At 62.2% G+C, this 20473-nt stretch carries 21 protein-coding genes; 10 read left to right on the top strand and 11 right to left on the bottom strand.

Going from position 1 to position 20473, the window contains the following annotated elements:
- Positions 1 to 213: 213 nt before the first annotated feature.
- Positions 214 to 654: a nuclear transport factor 2 family protein gene (locus EKO19_RS09535; RefSeq protein ID WP_129776202.1), complete on the bottom strand. Its 441-nt coding sequence runs from the start codon at positions 652 to 654 to the stop codon at positions 214 to 216.
- Positions 655 to 890: 236 nt separating this feature from the next.
- Between EKO19_RS09535 and EKO19_RS09540 the strand changes: the two genes are divergently transcribed.
- Positions 891 to 1877, top strand: a complete 987-nt coding sequence (locus EKO19_RS09540; protein WP_129776203.1) for an SH3 domain-containing protein — start codon at positions 891 to 893, stop codon at positions 1875 to 1877.
- Here EKO19_RS09540 and EKO19_RS09545 read toward each other — a convergent pair.
- From EKO19_RS09545 to EKO19_RS09560, 4 genes are read right to left on the bottom strand one after another with little or no spacing between them, the layout of a single operon-like run.
- On the bottom strand, positions 1867 to 2247 hold the full coding sequence (locus tag EKO19_RS09545) for a hypothetical protein (RefSeq protein ID WP_129776204.1): 381 nt from the start codon (positions 2245 to 2247) through the stop codon (positions 1867 to 1869). The two genes, EKO19_RS09540 and EKO19_RS09545, sit on opposite strands and share 11 nt — an antisense overlap.
- 10 nt (positions 2248 to 2257) lie before the next feature.
- Positions 2258 to 2506, bottom strand: a complete 249-nt coding sequence (locus EKO19_RS09550) for a hypothetical protein (protein ID WP_129776205.1) — start codon at positions 2504 to 2506, stop codon at positions 2258 to 2260.
- A gap of 18 nt (positions 2507 to 2524) precedes the next feature.
- The gene (locus EKO19_RS09555) at positions 2525 to 2863 is read right to left on the bottom strand and encodes a hypothetical protein (RefSeq protein WP_129776206.1); all 339 of its coding nucleotides are present in this window, start codon (positions 2861 to 2863) and stop codon (positions 2525 to 2527) included.
- A gap of 17 nt (positions 2864 to 2880) precedes the next feature.
- Entirely contained in the window at positions 2881 to 3279 is a 399-nt protein-coding gene (locus tag EKO19_RS09560) for a VOC family protein (protein ID WP_129776207.1), read from the bottom strand.
- 335 nt (positions 3280 to 3614) lie between these two features.
- Here EKO19_RS09560 and EKO19_RS09565 point away from each other — a divergent pair, with 335 nt between their 5' ends.
- A complete protein-coding gene (locus EKO19_RS09565; RefSeq protein WP_129776208.1) occupies positions 3615 to 4010 on the top strand; it encodes a VOC family protein in 396 nt (131 codons plus the stop codon).
- A gap of 54 nt (positions 4011 to 4064) precedes the next feature.
- On the opposite strand, the gene EKO19_RS09570 is transcribed toward EKO19_RS09565, so the two are convergent.
- Complete coding sequence (locus tag EKO19_RS09570; RefSeq protein WP_217705230.1) at positions 4065 to 5666, bottom strand: tannase/feruloyl esterase family alpha/beta hydrolase; 1602 nt, start codon at positions 5664 to 5666, stop codon at positions 4065 to 4067.
- Between the two features lie 280 nt (positions 5667 to 5946).
- Here EKO19_RS09570 and EKO19_RS09575 point away from each other — a divergent pair, with 280 nt between their 5' ends.
- Both EKO19_RS09575 and EKO19_RS09580 read left to right on the top strand, forming a co-directional pair.
- Positions 5947 to 8211, top strand: coding sequence for a TonB-dependent receptor (locus EKO19_RS09575; RefSeq protein WP_129776209.1), 2265 nt, complete (start codon positions 5947 to 5949; stop codon positions 8209 to 8211).
- Positions 8212 to 8278: 67 nt separating this feature from the next.
- A complete protein-coding gene (locus EKO19_RS09580) occupies positions 8279 to 9532 on the top strand; it encodes an MFS transporter (protein WP_129776210.1) in 1254 nt (417 codons plus the stop codon).
- A 72-nt stretch (positions 9533 to 9604) separates the two neighbouring features.
- Here the strand turns inward: EKO19_RS09580 and EKO19_RS09585 are convergent, their stop codons facing one another.
- From EKO19_RS09585 to EKO19_RS09595, 3 genes are read right to left on the bottom strand one after another with little or no spacing between them, the layout of a single operon-like run.
- Entirely contained in the window at positions 9605 to 10456 is an 852-nt protein-coding gene (locus EKO19_RS09585; protein WP_129776211.1) for a TauD/TfdA dioxygenase family protein, read from the bottom strand.
- 22 nt (positions 10457 to 10478) lie between these two features.
- Positions 10479 to 11531, bottom strand: a complete 1053-nt coding sequence (gene dmpG / locus EKO19_RS09590) for a 4-hydroxy-2-oxovalerate aldolase (protein ID WP_129776212.1) — start codon at positions 11529 to 11531, stop codon at positions 10479 to 10481.
- Positions 11528 to 12478: an acetaldehyde dehydrogenase (acetylating) gene (locus tag EKO19_RS09595; RefSeq protein ID WP_129776213.1), complete on the bottom strand. Its 951-nt coding sequence runs from the start codon at positions 12476 to 12478 to the stop codon at positions 11528 to 11530. Before EKO19_RS09595 ends, dmpG begins: the two co-directional genes overlap by 4 nt.
- A 93-nt stretch (positions 12479 to 12571) precedes the next feature.
- Here EKO19_RS09595 and EKO19_RS09600 point away from each other — a divergent pair, with 93 nt between their 5' ends.
- The 5 genes from EKO19_RS09600 (at position 12572) to EKO19_RS09620 (ending at position 17844) form a co-directional block, all read left to right on the top strand.
- The gene (locus EKO19_RS09600) at positions 12572 to 13387 is read left to right on the top strand and encodes an aspartate dehydrogenase (protein WP_217705231.1); all 816 of its coding nucleotides are present in this window, start codon (positions 12572 to 12574) and stop codon (positions 13385 to 13387) included.
- Positions 13388 to 13427: 40 nt separating this feature from the next.
- Positions 13428 to 14159 (top strand): GntR family transcriptional regulator, encoded by a 732-nt coding sequence (locus EKO19_RS09605; RefSeq protein WP_129776214.1) that lies wholly within the window; start codon positions 13428 to 13430, stop codon positions 14157 to 14159.
- A gap of 119 nt (positions 14160 to 14278) precedes the next feature.
- On the top strand, positions 14279 to 15511 hold the full coding sequence (locus EKO19_RS09610; protein WP_129776215.1) for an FAD-dependent oxidoreductase: 1233 nt from the start codon (positions 14279 to 14281) through the stop codon (positions 15509 to 15511).
- Positions 15512 to 15522: 11 nt separating this feature from the next.
- Entirely contained in the window at positions 15523 to 16050 is a 528-nt protein-coding gene (locus tag EKO19_RS09615; RefSeq protein WP_129776216.1) for a cupin domain-containing protein, read from the top strand.
- 3 nt (positions 16051 to 16053) lie between these two features.
- Positions 16054 to 17844 (top strand): gamma-glutamyltransferase family protein, encoded by a 1791-nt coding sequence (locus EKO19_RS09620; RefSeq protein ID WP_129776217.1) that lies wholly within the window; start codon positions 16054 to 16056, stop codon positions 17842 to 17844.
- A 158-nt stretch (positions 17845 to 18002) separates the two neighbouring features.
- On the opposite strand, the gene EKO19_RS09625 is transcribed toward EKO19_RS09620, so the two are convergent.
- Together EKO19_RS09625 and EKO19_RS09630 are read right to left on the bottom strand one after the other, a co-directional pair.
- Entirely contained in the window at positions 18003 to 18329 is a 327-nt protein-coding gene (locus EKO19_RS09625; RefSeq protein WP_129777335.1) for a non-heme iron oxygenase ferredoxin subunit, read from the bottom strand.
- Between the two features lie 291 nt (positions 18330 to 18620).
- Complete coding sequence (locus EKO19_RS09630; protein ID WP_175597008.1) at positions 18621 to 19619, bottom strand: 2Fe-2S iron-sulfur cluster binding domain-containing protein; 999 nt, start codon at positions 19617 to 19619, stop codon at positions 18621 to 18623.
- A gap of 74 nt (positions 19620 to 19693) precedes the next feature.
- On the opposite strand from EKO19_RS09630, the gene EKO19_RS09635 reads away from it, so the two are divergent.
- Positions 19694 to 20470, top strand: a complete 777-nt coding sequence (locus EKO19_RS09635) for a 2-keto-4-pentenoate hydratase (protein ID WP_129776219.1) — start codon at positions 19694 to 19696, stop codon at positions 20468 to 20470.
- Positions 20471 to 20473 lie beyond the last annotated feature (3 nt).

Below are 20473 nucleotides of genomic sequence, written 5' to 3' on the forward strand. Positions count from 1 at the left end.
CGCGGCGTGCGGCGTCCGATCGGCGGTGCTGGCACCGCGACCACGGTCTAAGTCATTGATTCAGTAGGGTTGATTCGCGAGAGTCGGTGACGCGTGAAGCCGGCCAGGGCCCCGACGCGGACGAGCGCGTTGAATACAACCCGAAGGAATGGCAGTCATATTACAGAGGTCGGCCCCTGCGTCAATGCGCCAGGAAAGACAAGCCCCTGAGAGTTATTTCGGCATCACCTCCAGGAAGCTGACTTTCCATTCGTCATCCTCCCGGCGCAGAGCGACTTTGAAGGTGCGCACCTCGGCGGCGAGATCCCACTGATCGGCCGCGGCGGCATCGCGGCCGAGCATGCCGACCAGCACCTGGGCTCGAGCTTCACCCTCTGTCGGGAAAGTCAGTTCCTCGATGCGAGTCAGCAGATGGATGGATTGGTTGGCGATGAAATAGCCCCGCGCATAACGCGTGGCCTCTTCAGCGCCCATTCCATTGGCGTCGCGATAATCCGCGGACAGGTGCCCGGCCAGCTCGCGAACATTGCGGTTCTCGGCCGCCTGTTCCATTTGTTCGATGACCGCCCGAACCTGCTGTTCAGGGGAGCCGCCGTCGCTGCAAGCGGCCAGCAGGACCAGCGGAATCAGGCTCAGGCAGTGGCGAATCGTCATAGGTGGCCAGCAATGTACTGAAGTTGCATTTTCAGCCGCGAAGCGGGCTGGAATGATGCGGGCACTATGGCGTGCCGCCACCTGCCGGGCAACGAGCACGGCCGGCAATGTTCAAGTGGGAGCTGTGCGCTTGACCGTCTCCGAGCTGCGTGCTCAGATCCCCGGCCTTGGCGCCTGGCGGCCCAAACTGGCTTTAAATCAAGTATTTCGCACCGTCGGCGCGTTGGGAGAAAGTTATGAAGTCCGTATCGGCCCGTGTTTCAGGGGTGAAGACGCTGGGCGTACGCGCTGCTGTCGTCGCCGCGTTGAGCGTGGTGGGCTTGCCGCTCACGGCGAGCGCGCAAGATGGCATCGAGCACTGTGACAAGCCCATGGGGGCGCTCGCCGTGGTCGAGCCGCAAGACTATGTGTCGCAGTCGCTGTCCCGTTATGGCCTGCAATCTCCGACCGGTTTGATCCGCATGATGGTTCAGCAGTCGAACTGCTTCATCGTCGTGGAGCGCGGCATCGGCATGCAGAACATGATGCAGGAACGCGCCCTGCAGGAATCCGGTGAGCTGCGTCAGGGCTCGAACATGGGCGGCGGCCAGATGGTCAGCGCCGATTTCGTGCTCACTCCGGCTGTGGTGTTTTCCGAGAACGATTCGGGCGGTATCGGTGGCGCGCTTGGCGGTCTGCTCCCGGGTTCCAAAGGCCGTGCGCTCGGCGCCGTCGCCGGTGGCCTGAAATTCAAGGAAGCTCAGACCAGCATGCTCGTGACCGACGCGCGCTCCGGCGTTCAGGTCGCTTCCGCCGAAGGCAACTCGAAGAAGGCAGATCTGAATCTTGGCGGCGCGCTCTTCGGTAGCAGCGCAGCCGGTGCTCTCGGTGGCTACACCAAGACCAACGAAGGCAAGGTGATCGCGGCCAGCCTCGCGGACAATTACAACAACATCGTGCGCTCGGTTCGCAGCCAGCCGAGCCTGCAGCGCGATGTCGGTACCCTCGCGGAAGAGGCGGCGAAGAAGACCAAGGGCGGCGCCGTGTACAACGAAGGCGACACCATCGTGCCGAAGCTCGGCAACCTCAAGGTGTATTCGTCGCCGAGCGAATCCTCGAAGTCGGTCGCGACGCTCGCCAAGGGCGAAGAGATGATCTTCATGGGCGAAGAGAAGGACGGCTTCCTGAAGATCGAGTCCAGCAACGGCGGCGGCTGGGTGAAGAAGGTTCTGGTCACGCGCTGATCGACGCGCGAGCGAACAGGAGCCGGGCGGGATGGAAGTCTGGCCCGGCTTGGATCCATCCCAGCATCGAGGCCGAAATAAACAGAAAAATGAGCGCCATCGCTATCGGCAGCAGCGCCACGAACCAGAAAAGGATGGGGGTCGACTCGCGATCCGGTGTCAGTTCGGGCCTGCTTCCTATCGCCACGCCCGAGCGAATCGTTAGATAAGCCCACCACGCACAGTATCCCGAAGAGAATAAAAACAGCGTGGGGCCGATCGGTTGCTGCCAGCTGTCGGTGATGATGACGTAGAGCAACCCGGCCGCTGCCGCGACCACCAGCGGCAGGTACAAAAGACGCCATGGAAATCGACCCTCGACGATTTTCATCGGGGCCGGACTATTTTCCCCAACGCCAGGCCAGCGGCTTTTCGCCTTTGACCCAGTGAATGGCGATGAGCACCGCCGTGCTCACCAGCAGCAGAATCCAGAATTGTTTTCTTTGTTGGGGTAGGAAGAGCTTTGCGCCGGCGATGAGCAAGGCGATGTAGCCGATCTGAACCACCCATCCTTGCCAGCAGTTCGCGATACCCCAGCCCCAGCCGTAACGTTTCGCTGGAAACCAGAACTTCGGTGTGTCTTCGCTCATGGTGCCTCGCTCGCTCCCTCAAGCCTGATGCCACCTGTAAGCAGTGTAGACCACCGCCAGAACAAACAGCGAGCCGAAAATCTGCTTGTTGTAACGGGCGAGGAGGAGGGGGAGATAGATGTCGAAGTTGTCGCTGCGGTCCGCGGTGAAGCGCGCCGCGACGTTGGTGAGGGGGCAGGCCCAGTGATTGAGTGCAAGAACCAGGATTTCGACGGCGACCAGGCCGATCAGGAGGATCGCCATGTCAAAGCGGCCGAGGAATGCCGCGATCGGCAGCAGGATGATGCAGCTCGCAAAGAATGCCCATACAGCGGTGTGCGCTGACTTTACGAGCGCGAGGGCGGTGGAAGATTTCAAAGTTCCGATATCGCGTCTCAGGCGGCCAGATTCAGCTGCCAGGAAACACCGAACCGGTCGTTGAGCCAGCCGAACCGCTTGGAGAAACCGTAATTGCCGAGCGGCATCAGCACCTGGCCGCCCTCCGACAGAAGGGCGAACACGCGCTCCAGCTCGGTGACTGAATCGAAGTCCACGAACGTGGAGCTCGACGGCGTGAATGAGAAGCCATGTTTGATCGGGCTGTCCGAACACATGAACTCGCGGCCGCACAGCGTGAACACGGCGACCTTGATCGTTCCCACCGGACCGCCCTGTCCTTCAGCGTAGTGCTCGACTCGCACCATTCCGGAGTCCGGGAAGGTGGCGAAGTACAGGTCCAGCGCCGCTTGCGCCGTGCCGCCCTGGAACATCAGAAAGGGTCTGGCTGTGGTCATGGCGATCTCGATGGGGTCGTTCGACAGGGCGCTATGCGAGATATCATAACTCGATCGGACCGGGTCCTCGTGGACGGAGCGTGCGCAACTCACCTAGGTGGCTCGAAGTGGCTCCGCGCGAGCCATCGGAGGCCGATTCTCCCAAGGCGGCCGGCATCTCTGATACATGGCTCATTTTTGGAGACGGCCAAGAGGAGCATCGACCCTGGCCGGGATAGACTCCTTCCTGGGAGCCTTGGGACCGAGCCACTGGCAGCTGCAGCGATTGGAAGAGTCCGTCGAGGTCCGAGTGGACGGATGAGACGGGGCACAAGAATTTTTCTGAAGGAGAGAGCATGTTCAATCATGTGATGATCGGTTCGAACGATATCGAGCGCTCGAAGCGCTTCTACGACGCTGTGCTCAAGACGCTCGGCGCCGGCGAGCCAATACGCAACAACGCGAGCACCGGCCACGTGCGGCTCTTCTATCGTCACAATGGCAGCACGTTCTGCGTTTCCGAGCCGATCAACGGCGAAGCGGCGACCTTCGCGAACGGCGGCACCATCGGGTTCAAATGCAACTCGCCGGAGCACGTCAAGGAATTCCATGACGTGGCGCTCGCTCATGGCGGCAAGTCGATCGAAGATCCGCCGGGGTTGCGCGAGGGTGGCAGCTTGGGCGCCATGTACCTGGCATACGTGCGTGACCCGGACGGCAACAAGCTCTGCGCGATCTATCGAGCCAAGTAAGGTGGGAGCGTTCAGGCGCATGCGAAATCGCGCGCGCCTGAACGCAGCGATCAATTACTTCGGCGCCCGAACCCAATCCAACCGATCGTCCGGTTCCTTCCTCGGCGACGCCTTGACCCAGTTCGCTTCGCTGTTCACATCGCCCTTGCCCGTGTACTTCGCATAAGCGGGATACGGGAACAGCGGGCGAGTGCGAATCACGCCTTGCGCACCGCTTTGAGTGGCGACGACGCGCTCGGGTGCCTGGCCTTGCTCGACCCACTTCACCAACTCGGGCAACAACTCAAACGTGTTCGGCGCGTTGCCGCCGCGGCAATGAAACATTCCGGGGACCATGAACACGCGGAACCAATCGCGCACTTTTTCGCCGCCGCCCTGACGTGAGGTGACCTGAGCGTAGTAATCGAGCAGCGCCATCGGCGATACGCCGGCGTCGGCCCAGCCGTGATACACGATCAGCTTGCCGCCACGCTGCTCAAACTCACGCAGATCCGGCGCAGTATGAGGCGCGACAGGATCGTACTTGCCCGCCATCTCTTCCGTTTTCTCAACATCAGTGTCGAAGTTGAACGTGCGATAGTTGTAATCCGCCGGCGGATTGGTCGGGAACGCGAGATAGCGCAGATACCCTTCTGCAAGTGAGCGACGACCCGCGCCACTCCACGAAAGCTCGCTGCCATACGGCGTCGCGCCCGGCATCAGCTTTTCGCCCTTGCTGTTGACCGGTCCACTGTACAGCGCCTTCGCGGCCGCAACCTGTTCCGCGGTCAAGCAATCCGGCCCGTCACCGCTCTTGCACTGAAGCTTTGCGGGATCGAAGGTGCATGCGCGCGGGTCGGTGAGAATGCCGTCGGCGAGGCCGTCGAGCTTGTCGCACGCTTTCATGACGCCTTTGTTCAGCACTTCGAGCTTCGCGGGGGTGAAGACTTCCGAGCCGTCGTCGCGCAGCAGCTTTTGTGCGTCCCAGTTGTTCGCGATCGCACCGAGGCGACCGGGGAAGGCGGGGTCGCCGGCGATGATGCCGTCGAAGTCGCCGGGATAGTGCTGCGCTTCGGTAAGCCCTTCTCGGCCGCCGGTCGAACATCCTCGAAAATATGCGCGCGCCGGACGCTTGCCGTAGTACCGTTCGGCCAGTGCCTTGCCGGCAATGGACATCAAATGCGTGGAACGGCCAGCGAAGTCTTCGCGGAGCGCAGGATCGCTCCCCCAGACAGGATCTTTGACGACCAGCCCGACGTGCCCCATGTTGTGAGCCGCGACCACGAAGTTCTCGGCGAGCGCGTCGGCGCAGTTGTTGATGTTGATGACGCCGCAGAAGCCGCCGCAGCCCACCTGAAAATAGCGGCCGTTCCAACTCTTGCTGGGCAAGCGCACTTCAAACTGAATCTGCGGCTGAATCACGCCGTTGACGGCGCAATACTCCGCCGTGCCGTCTTTGGCCGGCACCAGCTTTGCCGAAAGCACCGAGAGCGGCGCTTCGAAAGTGTTCTTGAAATCTTCCTCGACCAGTCGCTCGCAGGGAATCGCGCCGCCGATTTGAGCATCGAGCGTTGCCAGCGCGGCCGCACCCTGCGACGCGTGCGCGCCACTGGTTGCCGCAAGGAACGCCACACAAAACAGCAAGGGGGCAGTAAGGGCTCTTATGGTGGACTGCACGGGCTTTCCTCTCGACTCGCAGGGTTGAGAATCTTTGGGTCACGGACGGTCAGGCGCAACGCTGGTGCATGAACTGTGCGTTGCCGCACCAACTTTGCGCTCATTCCGACTTGAGCCAGGCTTGAATTGTCACCGCCAGGCTCTCTATGATCGTCATACATCATACAAAAATACCATCGTATTATCGGTTCGAATGGTGGTATGCAAGTTGCAGTGCTTGAGAGTTGTGGGTTGTGGGGATGCGCGACGCGGTCGCGTCGCATAACTTTGAGGAGCTTGCATGAGAGTCAGCACCAATCGGCTCGGTGGCCGGGTCGCCGTCCGGATCGGCCAGGCCGTCGCGCTGGCGGCGACCGCCATGGTCACTGTCGCGAACGCGCAGGAGGCGATCGTCGAGGAAATCGTCGTTACCGCGACCAAGCGCGAAACGACGATGAAAGATACCCCCGCGGCCATTTCGGCGGTCACCGGTGACGCCATTCGCGAGAGCGCCGCGTTCTCGCTGGAAAGTTTCACGCGAATGGACCCGTCCATTCAGGTCAACAACCGCGGTGTGGGTGACAACCAGATCATCGTCCGCGGCATTTCCTCGTCGGGCAAGCCCACGGTCGGTTTGTACTTCGACGAAGCAGTCATCACCGGCCTCGGCCTCGATGGCGGCAGCGACAATCAACCGAACATCCAGCTCCACGACATGGAGCGCGTGGAAATTCTCAAAGGTCCGCAGGGCACGCTGTTCGGTGCCGGATCGATGAGCGGCACGGTGCGCTTCATCACCAACAAGCCCGACTTGTCGAAAGCATCGTTCGGCTTCACCGGCTCGGCGGCCAGCGTGAAGGACGGCAACGAGCTGTTCCAGGGCGAAGCGGTCGCGAACCTGCCCATCATCGAAGACAAGCTCGGCATGCGCGCCGTGGTGTGGGGCGATACCGGTGGCGGCTATATCGACCAGAACCGCAATGGCCGGCAGTACGAAGATGTGAACGACCAGACCGTATGGGGCGGGCGCCTGTCGCTCGCTTCGCAAGTGACCGATTCGTTCAAGGTCACGCTGATGGGGCTGTATCAGGAAAGCAAAGCCGACGGTTCCCAGTACTTCGAGTTCGGTCAGCCCGACTACCAGAACATCTCGCCGACCCAGGAGCCGTTCGAGGACGAGATCAAGCTGTTCAGCATCATCGGCGACTACGACGTGGGCTTCGGTACCTTCACCGGCACCGCCTCGTACATGGATCGCACGTTGTATTTCTCGCGTGACAGTACGCCGACCGCTCAGCGATTCAATCTGGGCGTGGATCTGGCGTATCACCAGGACCAGGATATTTCCAACTTCTCCTCCGAATTCCGCTTTGCCTCGAAGCTCGGCGGTCCGGTCGAGTTCGTCGCCGGTGTGTTCTACGCCGAGCAGGAATCCGATGCGCGCACCGCCGCGCTGGTCGCCGATCCGAACACGGGCCTCGCGCGCTGTAACTTCCACAACGACTGCGTCGCCGCCGGCTTCGCGCGCGACGACATCAATTCGGGCATCAACAACACCACCATCGATCAGTTCGCCGCTTTCGGCGAGCTGGAATACAAGATGACCGACAAGCTCACCGGCACGATCGGTGTGCGTTACTACGAGGCGGACATCGGTCAGCGCAACATCACCAGCCAATCGCTGCGTCATCCGGTGTTCATGCCGGTGCAGACGGCGGATGTCGTGTCGCTCGATGTGGATACCACGCAGGACGAGCTGAGCTACAACTTCGCGCTGTCCTATGAGGCCACCGAAGATACGACGTTCTATGCGCGCATCGCCTCCGGCTTCCGTCCGGGCGGCGCGAACAACTCGGACGCGGCGCGCGAACAGGGCGTCACCGTGCCGGATGCCTACGATTCGGACACGCTGTGGAGCTACGAGCTCGGCGCCAAGAGCTACTTCTTCGATCGCTCCATGTACACCGAGCTGGCGGTCTATCGCATCAACTGGTCCGATCAGCAGATTTCGCTGACCGATCCGGGTGGCACGTTCGTCTACATCGGCAACGCCGGCAAGAGCTACGTGAACGGCTTCGAGTTCACGGTCAACGCGCAGCCGACCGATCAGCTGTCGATGACGTTGGGCGCGACGTATACCGATTCGCGGCTGTCGGAAGACATGCCGGTGCCGCCGCCGCCGGCCGATCCCGATGACGAGCCGACGCCGTACGGCTTCAAGGGCGATCGCATTCCGTACAGCCCGAAGTGGGCGTTCGCCGGCCAGGTGCAATATGAAGTGCCGTTCTCCTCGGCGCTCACCGGCTATGCCAATACCAACTTCAACTACCGGAGCGCGTCGTACACCAACTTCAACAGCACCTTCGGCGACTATCAGGAAGTCGAGGATTACTTCCTGGTGGGCCTGCGGCTGGGGGTGCGGTTCGATGGCTGGGACACGGGTCTGTTCGTCGACAACCTGACCAACGAAGTGCCGCAGATCGGCCTGCGCGTCAGTGGTGACGGTTATCGCGTGTACACCACGCGGCCGCGCACGATCGGTCTGCGAGTCTCGACGCGTTTCTAAACCAGCCGTAACGATCCGGCGGTCGTTCCCGATGCGGGGAGCGACCGCCGTTTGTTTGTGACAGTTCATGACTGAATCAAAAATCTTTCTGCGTGGCTGGGTCACCGTCGTGGTGTGCCTGCTCGGCATTTCCACCGGGCCGGCCGCGTTCGGGCTGGCGTCGCTGTTTCTTTTGGGCGGCCCGATCGGCGCCGAGTTCGGATGGAGCCGCACGGCCATCAGCGCGGCCGTGTCGGTGATGATGTTATGCACGGCGGTGTCGCTGCCGTTCATGGGGCGGATGGTCGACCGCTTCGGCGTGAAGAAGATCCTGGTGCCCTCGATCATCATCTTCGGCCTGTGTTTCCTCGCGGCGTCGATGATCAACAGTTACTGGCAGTTCATCGCGCTGTATGTGGCGATGGGCACCATCGCCGTGGGCACGAACAGCGTGCCTTACATGCGGGTACTCACCTCCTGGTTCGATCGGCGCCGCGGTCTCGCGATCGGCATCGCCGGCAGCGGCACCGGTCTGGGCTTTGGCTATGTGCCGCTCATTACTCAAGAGCTCGTCTCGCACTACGGTTGGCGTGGCGGCTACTTCGGCCTCGGCCTGATCATGTTGTTGTTCACGCTGCCGATGGTTGTGTTTCTGCTGCACGAAAAGCCGCAGTCGCTGGGCTTGCATCCCGACGGCGCGGTTTCCGATGCGCCGCCGGAACATCCTGTGGCCACCGGCGATACGCTTGCCGAAGCCATGCGACGACGTGACTTCTGGAGTTTGATCACGATCTTCTCGGGCCTGGCGTTCGTGCTGTACGGATTGATCCCTCACATGGTGCCGATGCTTCAGGATCGCGGCGTGCCGGCGGGTCTGGCTGCGGGTCTTGCGTCGGCGTTCGGCTGGTCCGCGTTCGGCGGGCGATTGCTGATCGGCTTCCTGGTCGATCGTTTCGACGCGCGGCGCATTGCCTTCGTGTTCTTCTCGTTGTCGGCAGTGGGATTGGGATTGTTGTCCGCGCCTTTGCCGATCTGGGTGTTCACTGTCGCGGCGATCTTGCTCGGTCTGAGCCTGGGCGCTGAAGTGGACATGCTCGCGTATCTCACCAGCCGCTACTTTGGCTTGAAAAACTTCGCGCAGATCTTCGGCGCGATGTTCTCGGCGGTGATGGTGGCGATGAGCCTGAGTCCGCTCGCCTTTGGGTACGTGTTCGATCACACGGGTTCGTACAAGTCGATTCTCGCGCTCGGTGTGCCGCTGTGTGCGCTGGCGATCGTGCTGGTGTTGATGTTGCGGCCCTACGGTGAGCGCGCTCGCGGCGGCCCGATCTCCGTCACCTGATCCCAAAAATCAGGACATAAAAAAAGGCCCGAGGTCTCTCGACCCCGGGCCTAGCCTCATAACCTCAGCAGATCAGGCCGACTCTTTCGGCCCGCCCTGGTCCGCGATCTGCACGCGGAAGCCCGAGCGCAGTTGCGGGAAGTAATCCCAAATCGCCAGGTGCTGCGTGCAGCGGTTGTCCCAGAACGCCACCGAGTGCGGCTCCCAGCGGAAGCGCACCTGGAAGTACGCGTTTTCGCAGTGGTGGAACAGGAACTGCAGGATCGCCGCGCTCTCCGCATCGGGCACTTCGTTGATGCGCGCGGTGAAGCCCTTGTTCACGTACAGCACTTTGCGGCCCGTCACCGGATGGGTGCGAATCACCGGATGGACCGCGACCGGGAATTTGCCATCGGGATTGAATCGGCCAAATGCGAGTTTTCCGTCATGCGTCGCTGTGAGGCCCTCGAGATAGGCCTTCATGCGATCCGACAGCGCATCGTAGGCGGCATACATGCTCGCAAACACAGTGTCGCCGCCCATGGTCGGCAGCGTGTGCAAATAGAGGATGCTACCCATCGGAGGAATCGTCGCGCACGACATGTCGGTGTGCCATTCCTCGCCGGCGACATGCTTCGAATTCGCATCCGCCTGCAGCTTGCGCACTTCCGGATGATCCGGCAGGCCCTGCAACGCGTGGATCTGCAGCTCGCCGAAATATTGACCGACGCGCTTCAGCGACGGCGGATCGAGCGCCTGATTGCGGAAGAAAATCACCTGGTGATCGGCGATCGCGGCATTCAGATCGGCGACCTGCTGAGCGCTCAGCGGCTTGCTCAGATCGATGCCGGAGATCACGGCGCCGATGGTCGGCGTCAGCCGGTCGGCGGTGAGGGTTTGATAGCTCTGGCTGGGCGGAACGGCTGGCTTCGGATTGGCGGCCATGGGAATCTCGAAAAGAAATTGATTACGAAGCAAGTTTGTCTTGGCGGTCTGCAGCGCCGTCGCGAGCCCGCACGAGGTCGAGCGCGACGTCGGTGATCATGTCTTCCTGGCCGCCGACCATGCGGCGCCGGCCGAGCTCGACCAGGATGGTGCGAGTGTCGAGCCCATACATCGCCGCGGCCTTTTCGGCGTGGCGCAGGAACGAGGAGTAAACGCCGGCATAACCGAGCGTCAGGGTTTCGCGATCGACGCGCACCGGCCGGTCCTGCAACGGGCGAACCAGATCTTCCGCGGCGTCCATCAGCTTGAACAGATCGCAGCCGTGCTGCCATCCGTACACATCAGCGGCGGCGATGAAGACTTCCAGCGGCGCATTGCCGGCGCCGGCGCCCATGCCGGCGAGGCTGGCGTCGACTCGGATCGCACCGTTTTTCACGGCGAGAATGGAGTTCGCGACGCCGAGGCTCAAGTTGTGATGCGCGTGAATGCCGCGCTGAGTCTCAGGCTTCAAAACGCGATCGTAAGCTTGGAAACGCGCGGCGGTGTCGTCCATCGTCATTGCGCCGCCGGAGTCGGTGACGTACACGCAATGAGCGCCGTAGCTTTCCATCAACTTCGCTTGCGCGGCGAGTTGCTCGGGCGGACTCATGTGGCTCATCATCAAGAAGCCGGACACGTCCATGCCGAGATTACGCGCGTATTCTATGTGCTGCTGAGAAACATCAGCTTCAGTGCAGTGAGTGGCGATGCGCACCGAGCGCACGCCGAGATCGAATGCATGACGCAAGTCGTGAACGGTGCCGATGCCGGGCAGCAGCAACGTCGTGAGCTTGGTGTGTTTGATCACTTCGGCGACGGCTTCGATCCACTCCCAATCGGTGTGCTTGCCGAAACCGTAGTTGAATGAAGAGCCGGCGAGGCCGTCGCCATGCGCGACTTCGATGGCGTCGACACGTGCTTCATCGAGCGCACGCGCAATCTTCTTGACGTGATCGATACCGTATTGATGGCGAATGGCGTGCATGCCATCGCGCAATGTCACGTCTTGAATGTAGAGCTTGCTGGTCGGGCTCATGCAGCGATCTCCTCGCGGAGATTGAGGGCCACGCGCTCGGCGGTGCGCAGCGCGGCGGAGGTCATGATATCGAGATTTCCCGCGTAAGCCGGCAGGTAATGCGCGGCGCCTTCCACTTCCAGGAATACGCTGACCTTGAGTCCGACGAATGATTCGTCGACGCCCTTGAACGGCAGCTTGATGCCCGGGCCGACGCGCTCGAATTGCACGCGTTGTTTCAGGCGATAGCCGGGAACGTAACTTTGCACTTCCGAGACCATGTTTTGCACGGACGCTTCGATCGCGCTTTCGTCGGCGAGCGCGGTGAGGCAGTACACCGTATCGCGCATCACCAGCGGAGGCTCGGCGGGGTTCAGCACGATAATGGCCTTACCGTGCTGCGCCCCGCCTACCTGTTCGATGGCTCGTGCCGTGGTCTCAGTAAACTCGTCAATGTTTGCTCGCGTGCCGGGGCCGGCGGATTTGCTGGCGATCGACGCGACGATCTCCGCGTACAACACCGGCGCGACCTTGCCGACGGCGGCGACGATGGGGATGGTCGCCTGACCGCCGCAGGTCACCATGTTCAGATTCGGCGCGCCGAGATGCTGATCGCCGTTCACCGGCGGAATAACGAACGGACCGACCGCGGCCGGAGTCAAATCGATCAGCGTCTTGCCTTGCGCGCGCAATATCGAATCGTGATGTTTGTGAGCGCCGGCGGACGTGGCGTCGAACACCAGGCGCACGTCTTTGAATTCCGGCATGGCCCGGAAGCCGTCGATGCCCTGCGAGGTGGTTGCGACGCCGAGTCGCCTGGCGCGGGCCAGTCCCTCGGACTGAGGGTCGACGCCGACCATCGCTGCCATCCGCAAAGTGCGGCTGGTGCGCAGGATCTTGATCATCAGGTCCGTGCCGATATTGCCGGAGCCGATGATCGCTACGGGGACGCGGGCTGTCGTGTCCATGGCCAGTAGTCCGGTGAAGGGGTGGCATTAAGGTAGTATGATCATACAATATTATCAAATACCGCCTGATGGACGGCGGTCATGAGGCGGGCGATGCGACGTAATGTGCGGCTGGGCATGATCGGTTTCGGCGCCATGGGGCGCGAGGTCCTGACCGGTCTGGAGAAACTGGGCGAGACCGACACCCTGCAGGCGGTGCTGGTCCGGCCGGGTCGGGAGGCTCCGAAGGCGGTTCATGATGTCCAGGCTCTGCTCGCCGCGCGACCTCAGGTCGTCATGGAATGCGCCGGCCATTCGGCGGTGAAGGAATTCGCGGCGCCGCTGCTGCGAGCCGGGATCGACGTGATCATTTCGTCGGTCGGCGCGCTGGCGGATGACCAGGTCAGAAATGAATTACTCACAGCGGAACGTGGTGGCGGCCGCGCGCTGCTGCCAGCGGGCGCGATCGCCGGGCTCGACGGGCTGCTGGCCGCGAGGCTCGCAGGTTTGGATGAAGTGACCTACACATCGTTCAAGCCTCCGCATGCATGGCGAGGCACGGCGGCCGAGCAGGTACTTGACTTAAACCATTCCGAAGCGGAGCGCGAATTCTTTGCGGGCTCGGCGCGCGAGGCGGCGTTGGCGTATCCGAAGAACGTCAATGTAGGTGTGGCTATCGCGTTGGTGGGCCTGGGAATGGATGCGACCCGAGTGCGGCTGGTGTCGTCCCGCAACGTCACCGACCCGCTCGGCCGCATCGAAGCGAGCGGCGCGTTCGGATACTTTCGTTTCGATATTTTCGCGCGTGCAGCGATGGATAATCCGAAAACTTCGGCGCTGACCGCGTACAGTATCGTGCAATGTGCCCGCCTCGGCGGCGCCTTGCCGATTGCCGGTTTGTGCTCGCCACCGATGCCAGCAACCCTATGATTTTTGCCGCCGCTTCTGCGCGCGACTTCGAGGAAGGACCTTGGAATACCAGGATCTGAGAATTGTTGAGAATCCGACGCTGGTGCGAGAGCACGCGCTGGACAAGCTGCGTAGTGCGATCAGCCGAGGCTTGTATCCGCCGGGCATGAGGTTGGTGGAGCGCGAGCTGTGCGAGGCGCTGGGTGTCAGTCGCACCTCGGTGCGCGAGGCTTTGCGTCAGCTGCAGGCGGAGAACCTGATCGAAGTCGGCAAGCGTCGCAATATCACGGTCGCGATCGTTTCGTCGAAGGACGCGGAAGACATTTATCTGATGCGAGAGATGCTGGAGACGCTGGCAGTGAAGCGTTTCGTGGCGCTTGCCGATGACAGCGCTGTGAAGAAGCTGGCGCGCATCCACAAGGATCTTCGCAAGGTGTTGAACAAGGGCGACGTGCGCGAGCTGGCCATCATGGCGGGCGAGTTCTACGAGACCATCCTCAATGGTTCGGGAAGCAAGGTGATCGCCGACATGGCGCGCCAGTTGTTGACGCGCGTGAACTATCTACGCATGCGATCGATGGCCGAGCCGCATCGTCTCGAAGATGGCATCCATGAGTGGGACACCTTGATGGAAGCGATCAATGCTCGCGATCCGGAAGCGGCGGCGAAGGCGATGGGTGCGCATCTGGCGAATGCGCGCAAGGCCATTGTGGCCAAGCTGAAGCAAGAGGAAGAGGCCGCTGCCGTGGTGGCTGTGCCCGAGCGGGCTACCGCCGCTCGTCGCTCTGGCTGATCGGGCCAGGGCGAGCCCCGTTAGCACGGGGCGGATGGGTCTTAATTGTGTGATTCTATGTTTGTCATACAAAGACCGCCCGGCTACACTCTCCGCCATCGCCAGCGGAAGTTCGATTCATGGGCACAGCGCCGGATAGAGATCGGGTCATCATCGCCGGGGCGGGGCCGATCGGCGCCGTGCTCGCCTACGCGCTGCGACAGCGCGACATTCCGGTCCTCTTAGTCGAGGCACTGCCCGCACCCGAAATCGATTGCCGCGCAGCCTCCTGCCACCCGCCGACCGTCGCCATGCTCGAGGAGCTCGGGCTCCTCGAAGCCGGTCTCGAGCAGGGCCTCGTCTCCCCGGTATTCAATTATCTGGATCGCGTCACCGGCCAACTCGTCGGTCGCTTCGACATCGAGGCCATGCGCGACCGCCCCAAACATCCGTACGTTCTGCAGTGGGAGCAGTACAAGATCGTCGGTACCGTATTGCAGCGTCTGGCCACTGACGCCGGAGCCGAAATCCGCATGTCGACGCGCGTCGTCGCGATCGAGCAGGACGCGGACAAAGTTGAAGTCACTGTGACATTGCCCGACGGCAGCGACGAAATCCTTTCCGGCCGCTATCTGGTCGGTTGCGACGGTGGCCGCAGCACCATTCGCAAACTGGCCGACATCGAGTTCGACGGCTTCACCTGGCCGGAACGTTTTCTGAAGATCGACACCCGCTTCGACTTCTTCGGGTTGCGGCCCGAGCTGAGCAATCGCAACTACTTCTCCGATCCCGACGAATGGTTGAATCTTTTCAAGGCGCGTGGCGCCAGCGGCGAAGGGATGTGGCGCGCTGTGAGCCCCACGTTGCCGGAGCAAACCGATGACGAACTGTTATCACCGGACGCCGTCGAGGCGCGTCTGCAGAAGTTTTGTCCCAAACCGGGCCGCTATGAAATTGCGACCATCGCGCTATACAAAGTGCACCAGCGCGTGGCTGCGACGTTCAACCGTGGTCGCGTGTTACTCGCGGGCGATTCGGCGCATGTGAACAATCCGGTGGGCGGCATGGGCATGAACGGCGGCATTCACGACGCCATCAATCTCGCCGACAAGCTGCAGGCGATCTGGTTCGAGGGCGCCGACCCGCAGCCGCTGCTGGATCGTTACACCCGGCAACGTCGCAAGGCGCAGGTCGATTACGTGCAGGCGCAGAGCATTCAGAACAAGCAGACGCTCGGTGAGAAAGATCCGGTCGAGCGGGCCAAGAAGCTGGATGGCATCCGGCGCCAGTCGGCCGATCCCGAATTGCACGATGCATTCATTCGTCGCGCCTGTCTGATCGATAGCCTGCGCGATGCGAACGCCACTCTGTAGAGGTTTCCGCCATGTCCGTTGCCCGTCATCCGCGTCCGCCCGAACTGGTCGGCGCTTCGCTCGAGCAGATCATGGATCGTTACGTCGCGCGCTTCGCCGATCGCGTGCCGGACTGGAATGCGTTCTCGGATGCCAACATCGACGGCTATCGCCGTGCGCAGCATCGGTTCGTCGGCGCGGGCGCGTCGGGCAAGCACGATGACAGCACCATCGTGCCGGCCGGCAATTTCACGCTGTCGATCATGCTGGTGCCGCCGGGGCAGGGCAATGCGCCGCATACGCATGAAGTCGAAGAGATCTTCTTTGTGCTGCAGGGTCGCTGTGTCGTGTTCATCGAAGAGGAAGACGGCCGGCGCCTGAGCAGGGAGCTGAATCAGTGGGAAATGATTTCCTGTCCGCCGGGCGTCATTCATGGTTACGTGAATGAAACCAACGAGCCGGTGTATCTGCAGGTCATGCTCGGTCGCGGCCGGCCGGAGACCGCGGGTTTCGTCGATCAGAAGCTGTTCGAGAACAAGAACGCGCACCTGACGCGTTAACCGATGTTCACGACTCGCCCGGAGATTCGCGGCACCTACGGCGTGGTCGCCTCGACGCACTGGATCGCGTCGGGTGTCGGCATGGCCATGCTCGAGCGCGGCGGTAACGCGTTCGATGCGGCTGTCGCCATCGGCTTCGCGCTGCAAATCGTCGAGCCTCATTTGTGCGGGCCAGCCGGCGAAGTGCCGATCATCTTCAGGTCGGCACGCGACGCGCAGCCCACCGTGCTGTGTGGCCAGGGCGTGGCGCCCGCCGCTGCAACCATCGAGCACATGCGCTCGATGAATCTCGACATGGTGCCGGGTTCGGGGTTGATCGCCGCGGTCGTGCCGGGCTCGTTCGACGCGTGGATGACGCTGCTTCGAGATCACGGCAGCATGCGGCTCGCCGATGTGTTGGAGCCGGCGATTCATTACGCCGAAGCAGGTCATCCATTGTTGCCCGGCGTGTCGCGCGCGATTGCGGATGTCGCCGATGCGTTCCGAAAGCTATGGCCTACGTCTGCGCCGGTCTGGTTGCCGAACAATGAAGTGCCAACGGCGCATCAACTCTTCCGCAATCCAACGCTCGCGGCGACGTGGCGAAAGATTCTTGACGCAGCGGGTGAGGGCACGCGTGAGCAACAGATCGAGCGCGCGCGAGCCGCGTGGTCGAACGGATTCGTCGCGGACGCAATCGATCGGTTCTGCCGCACGCAGGAACTGATGGATGCGAGTGGCGAGCGTCACAAAGGGTTGCTCACCGGCGACGACATGGCGAAGTGGCAGGCCACTTACGAATCGCCCCAGACCTTTCGATATCGCGACTGGACCTTTCACAAGACCGGGCCTTGGGGACAAGGGCCGGTGTTGTTACAGACATTGTCGCTGCTTGCCGGGTATGACTTGTCGAAGCTGCCGGCGTCGGAGCCGGAGTTCGTGCATGTCGTGCTGGAGGCGCTCAAGCTCGCGTTCGCGGATCGCGAGGCGTACTACGGCGATCCGAATTTCACCCAGGTTCCGCTCGATGCGTTGTTGAGCGAGAGCTACGCGGCAGAGCGCCGCAAGCTGATCGGCGACAGCGCTTCGCATGAGTTGCGCCCGGGTGTGCTGCCCGGCTTCGAAGCGCAGGTCGCCAAGAGCCTGAACATGGTTCGGATCGCCAGGAATGAAAGCGCCGGCCTCGGTGTGGGCGAGCCGACGATGATGCATTTGAAGCCGACCTTGAAGCCCGGCGACACCGTTCATTTCGACGTGATCGACCGCTTCGGCAACATGGTCTCGGCGACGCCATCGGGCGGCTGGCCGCAATCGTCGCCGACGATTCCGGAGCTGGGATTTGCGCTGAATACACGCGCGCAGATGTTCTGGTTGGAGCCTGGGTTGCCGGGCAGCCTCGAGCCCGGCAAACGGCCGCGCACGACGCTTACGCCGACGCTGGCGACGCGCGATGATGGGCTGTCGTTGATCTGCGGGACGCCGGGCGGCGATCAGCAGGACCAGTGGCAGTTGATTCTGTTACTGCGCTACATCCACCACGGGCTCGATCTGCAACAGGCCATCGACGCGCCGCTGTTCCACAGCGTGCACTTCCCGGCGTCGTTCTATCCGCGCGAGGCGTTGTTGGGAACGGCGGTGATCGAAGAGAGTTACGGTGAGAAGGTCATCAGCGAGTTGAAGCGCCGCGGTCACAACGTGAAAGTCGCGCCCGAATGGTCCGCAGGCCGACTCACAGCGGCGTTGCGGGGAACGGATGGAATATTGAGAGCAGCCGCGACGCCGCGCTTGATGCAAGCGTACGCAGTGGGAAGATAACTCGGCTCGCCGGGACAGGCCGCAAGCTTTACCGGAGCAACGCGGCTCGCCAAGACAGGCCGCAAGCTTTACCCGAGCAACGCGGCTCGCTGCCGAAGGCGGCAAGCGCGTCTGCAAGATAACCGAGCCTCGCCGCCGAAGGCGGTGAGTGCTGCCTCTCAGTTCTTCAGCAGCAAATAAACTTTGCCGTCGGCGATCTCGATCGGCCACGTGCGCAGTGCCTGCTTGCACGGCAGGCTCTTCGCCTTGCCCGAGCAAACATCGAAGCTGCCTCCGTGCATCGGACAGAACACGATGTTTCCTTGCAGCCGGCCTTCCGACAACGACGCGATGGCGTGCGTGCATTCGTCATCGACCGCATAGATCTTGCCGCCGACATTGCACACCAGGATGGGATCGTGCCCCTCCGGTTGAACACGCAACATGCCGCCGGGCGCAACGTTGCCCGCCTCACACAACTGCAGGCGTCTGGACACAGGAATCATCGCGGCTTCGGCACTCACTCACGCAGACCCGACCCAAGAAGGATGGTTGTAGTATTGTCATACAAAGTTCGCCCGGTCAACCGGTGATTGCACCGAATGCGAACTCAAGCAGGATTGGCCGCGCAACCGACCGGAAGTGCGAGGTGCCGCGGAAGCGCTACGAGCCCACTTGGCGTGCGATGCAGATGTTCACCAACGAGCGCGACGCGAACACGCCCGACCAGATCTGGAGGCGACAGCGATGAAAAGGCCGAGCGAAGCGCCGGCCGATGACTCTTGGGAGTTTCTTGATCAGCCGCCAGGCTGAAACCGCTCGGCGCGGATCGCCTGGCTCGCGACGCCGTGCGAAGTCAGGGCTTTGCGCGCGGCATCGACCATTGGCGGCGGGCCGCAAAGATAGCAGACAGTCTCCGCGTCGAAGTCTTCTTTCTGGAGCAGCGAAACGGCTGTGCCCGCGCGCAAATCTCCGTCCGCACCCTCCATCACAGCGATGCGCACTTCGAGCTCCGGCATTTCCGCGACGAGTGCCGCTAGCTCCAATTCATAGAACAGTTCCTGCCGCCGCGTGCACCCGAAGCACAACAGCGCGGGCTGTCCGCGGCCGCGCAGTGAACGAATCATCGACAACACCGGCGCGAGCCCGGTGCCGCCAGCGATAAACACGTGTCGACGCGCACGATCGTCGAGTCCGAACGCGCCGAGCGGCGCCTGCAATTTCACGCGGTCGCCAACCTTCGCGACTTCTTGCAGCCAGCGTGACATTTTTCCGTCAGGGACCAGGCGGATCATCAGCTCGATCAACGGCAGCTCGCGGGTCGTGCTGGCGATGGAATACGCGCGCGCTTCGCCGACGCCTGGCGCGGCGAGACGAATGTACTGACCGCTCTGAAAAACGAAATCCTCGGCGCGATCGAGCTTGAGCGTCAGCAGTGCCACAGACGGCGCGCCACGACGCAGCTCCATGATCTGCGCGGAATGTTTCGAGGGCGCGGAGGCGGCCGAACCCAGCGAGTAGGGCAGCTCGAACGACGCATCCGAGTTCAGGCGAGTGAGGCAGGCGGGCCGCAGTCCGGCCATCAACTCATCCGCGTTGACCGGGACTTTGCCAGTCAAATCAACGACGGTCTGACCGTCCAGGCATTGGACTACGCAACTGCCACAGCTGCCGGAGCAGCAGTCATAGCGGACCGGCAGATCCACGGCCAGTGCGCCTTCCAGCACGGTCTGACCGGCCTCCACCTCGACAGAGCGCTCCGCGCCGTCCTGAAAAATCAATCGCGCCCGATGCATTAAGGTAACCGCTTCGACCATGTTGCATGATTATCATACAATCATATAACGTTACCTCAGCAAGAGGGCGAATCATGGATCACAGAGTCGGCGAGACCGCGCAAGCCTTGTTGGATGCCTATAGCGGCGCGCCGCTGCCCCCGATCCGCAGTCGATTCGATGCGGGCGACACCCGCGCGGCCTACGCCGTGCAGCTGGCGCAGATCGAGCATTGGATCGAGAAGGGCCGCCGGCCCGTGGGCCGCAAGATCGGACTCACGTCGCCGGCGGTACAGAAGCAGTTGGGCGTGGCTGAACCGGATTTCGGTCAGCTGTTCGCGGACATGGTGTATGGCACCGGCGAGACGATTCCGGTCTCCCGATTGCAGCAGCCGCGCGTGGAGGCCGAGATTGCGCTGATCCTGTCCCGTGATTTGGATATGGCCCACGCGACCGTCGCGGACGTGATTGCATCGGTCGGCTGTGTATTGCCCGCGCTGGAAGTCGTCGGCAGTCGCATCGCCGGTTGGCAGATCGACATTGTCGACACCATTGCCGACAACGCGTCGTCGGGCGTGTTGGTGCTCGGCGGTCCGGCGCAACGGATTGAAGGACTCGACCTGGTGAATTGCGCGATGACCATGACACTGAATGGCAAGCCAGTGTCGAGCGGCTACGGTCGCGATTGTCTCGGTGGTCCGCTCAACGCGGCCGTGTGGCTTGCCAGGCGCTCGCGCGAGCTCGGCCGCCCGCTGAAGCAAGGCGAGCTGGTGATGACGGGCGCGCTCGGACCGATGATGTCCGTGCAAGCGGGCGACGTAGTGCACGCGACCATCGCCGGTGTTGGCCAGGTCGGCGTGCAGTTTGCATAAATA

The organism is Peristeroidobacter soli (genome assembly GCF_004138485.1).
Lineage (GTDB): Bacteria > Pseudomonadota > Gammaproteobacteria > Steroidobacterales > Steroidobacteraceae > Steroidobacter > Steroidobacter soli.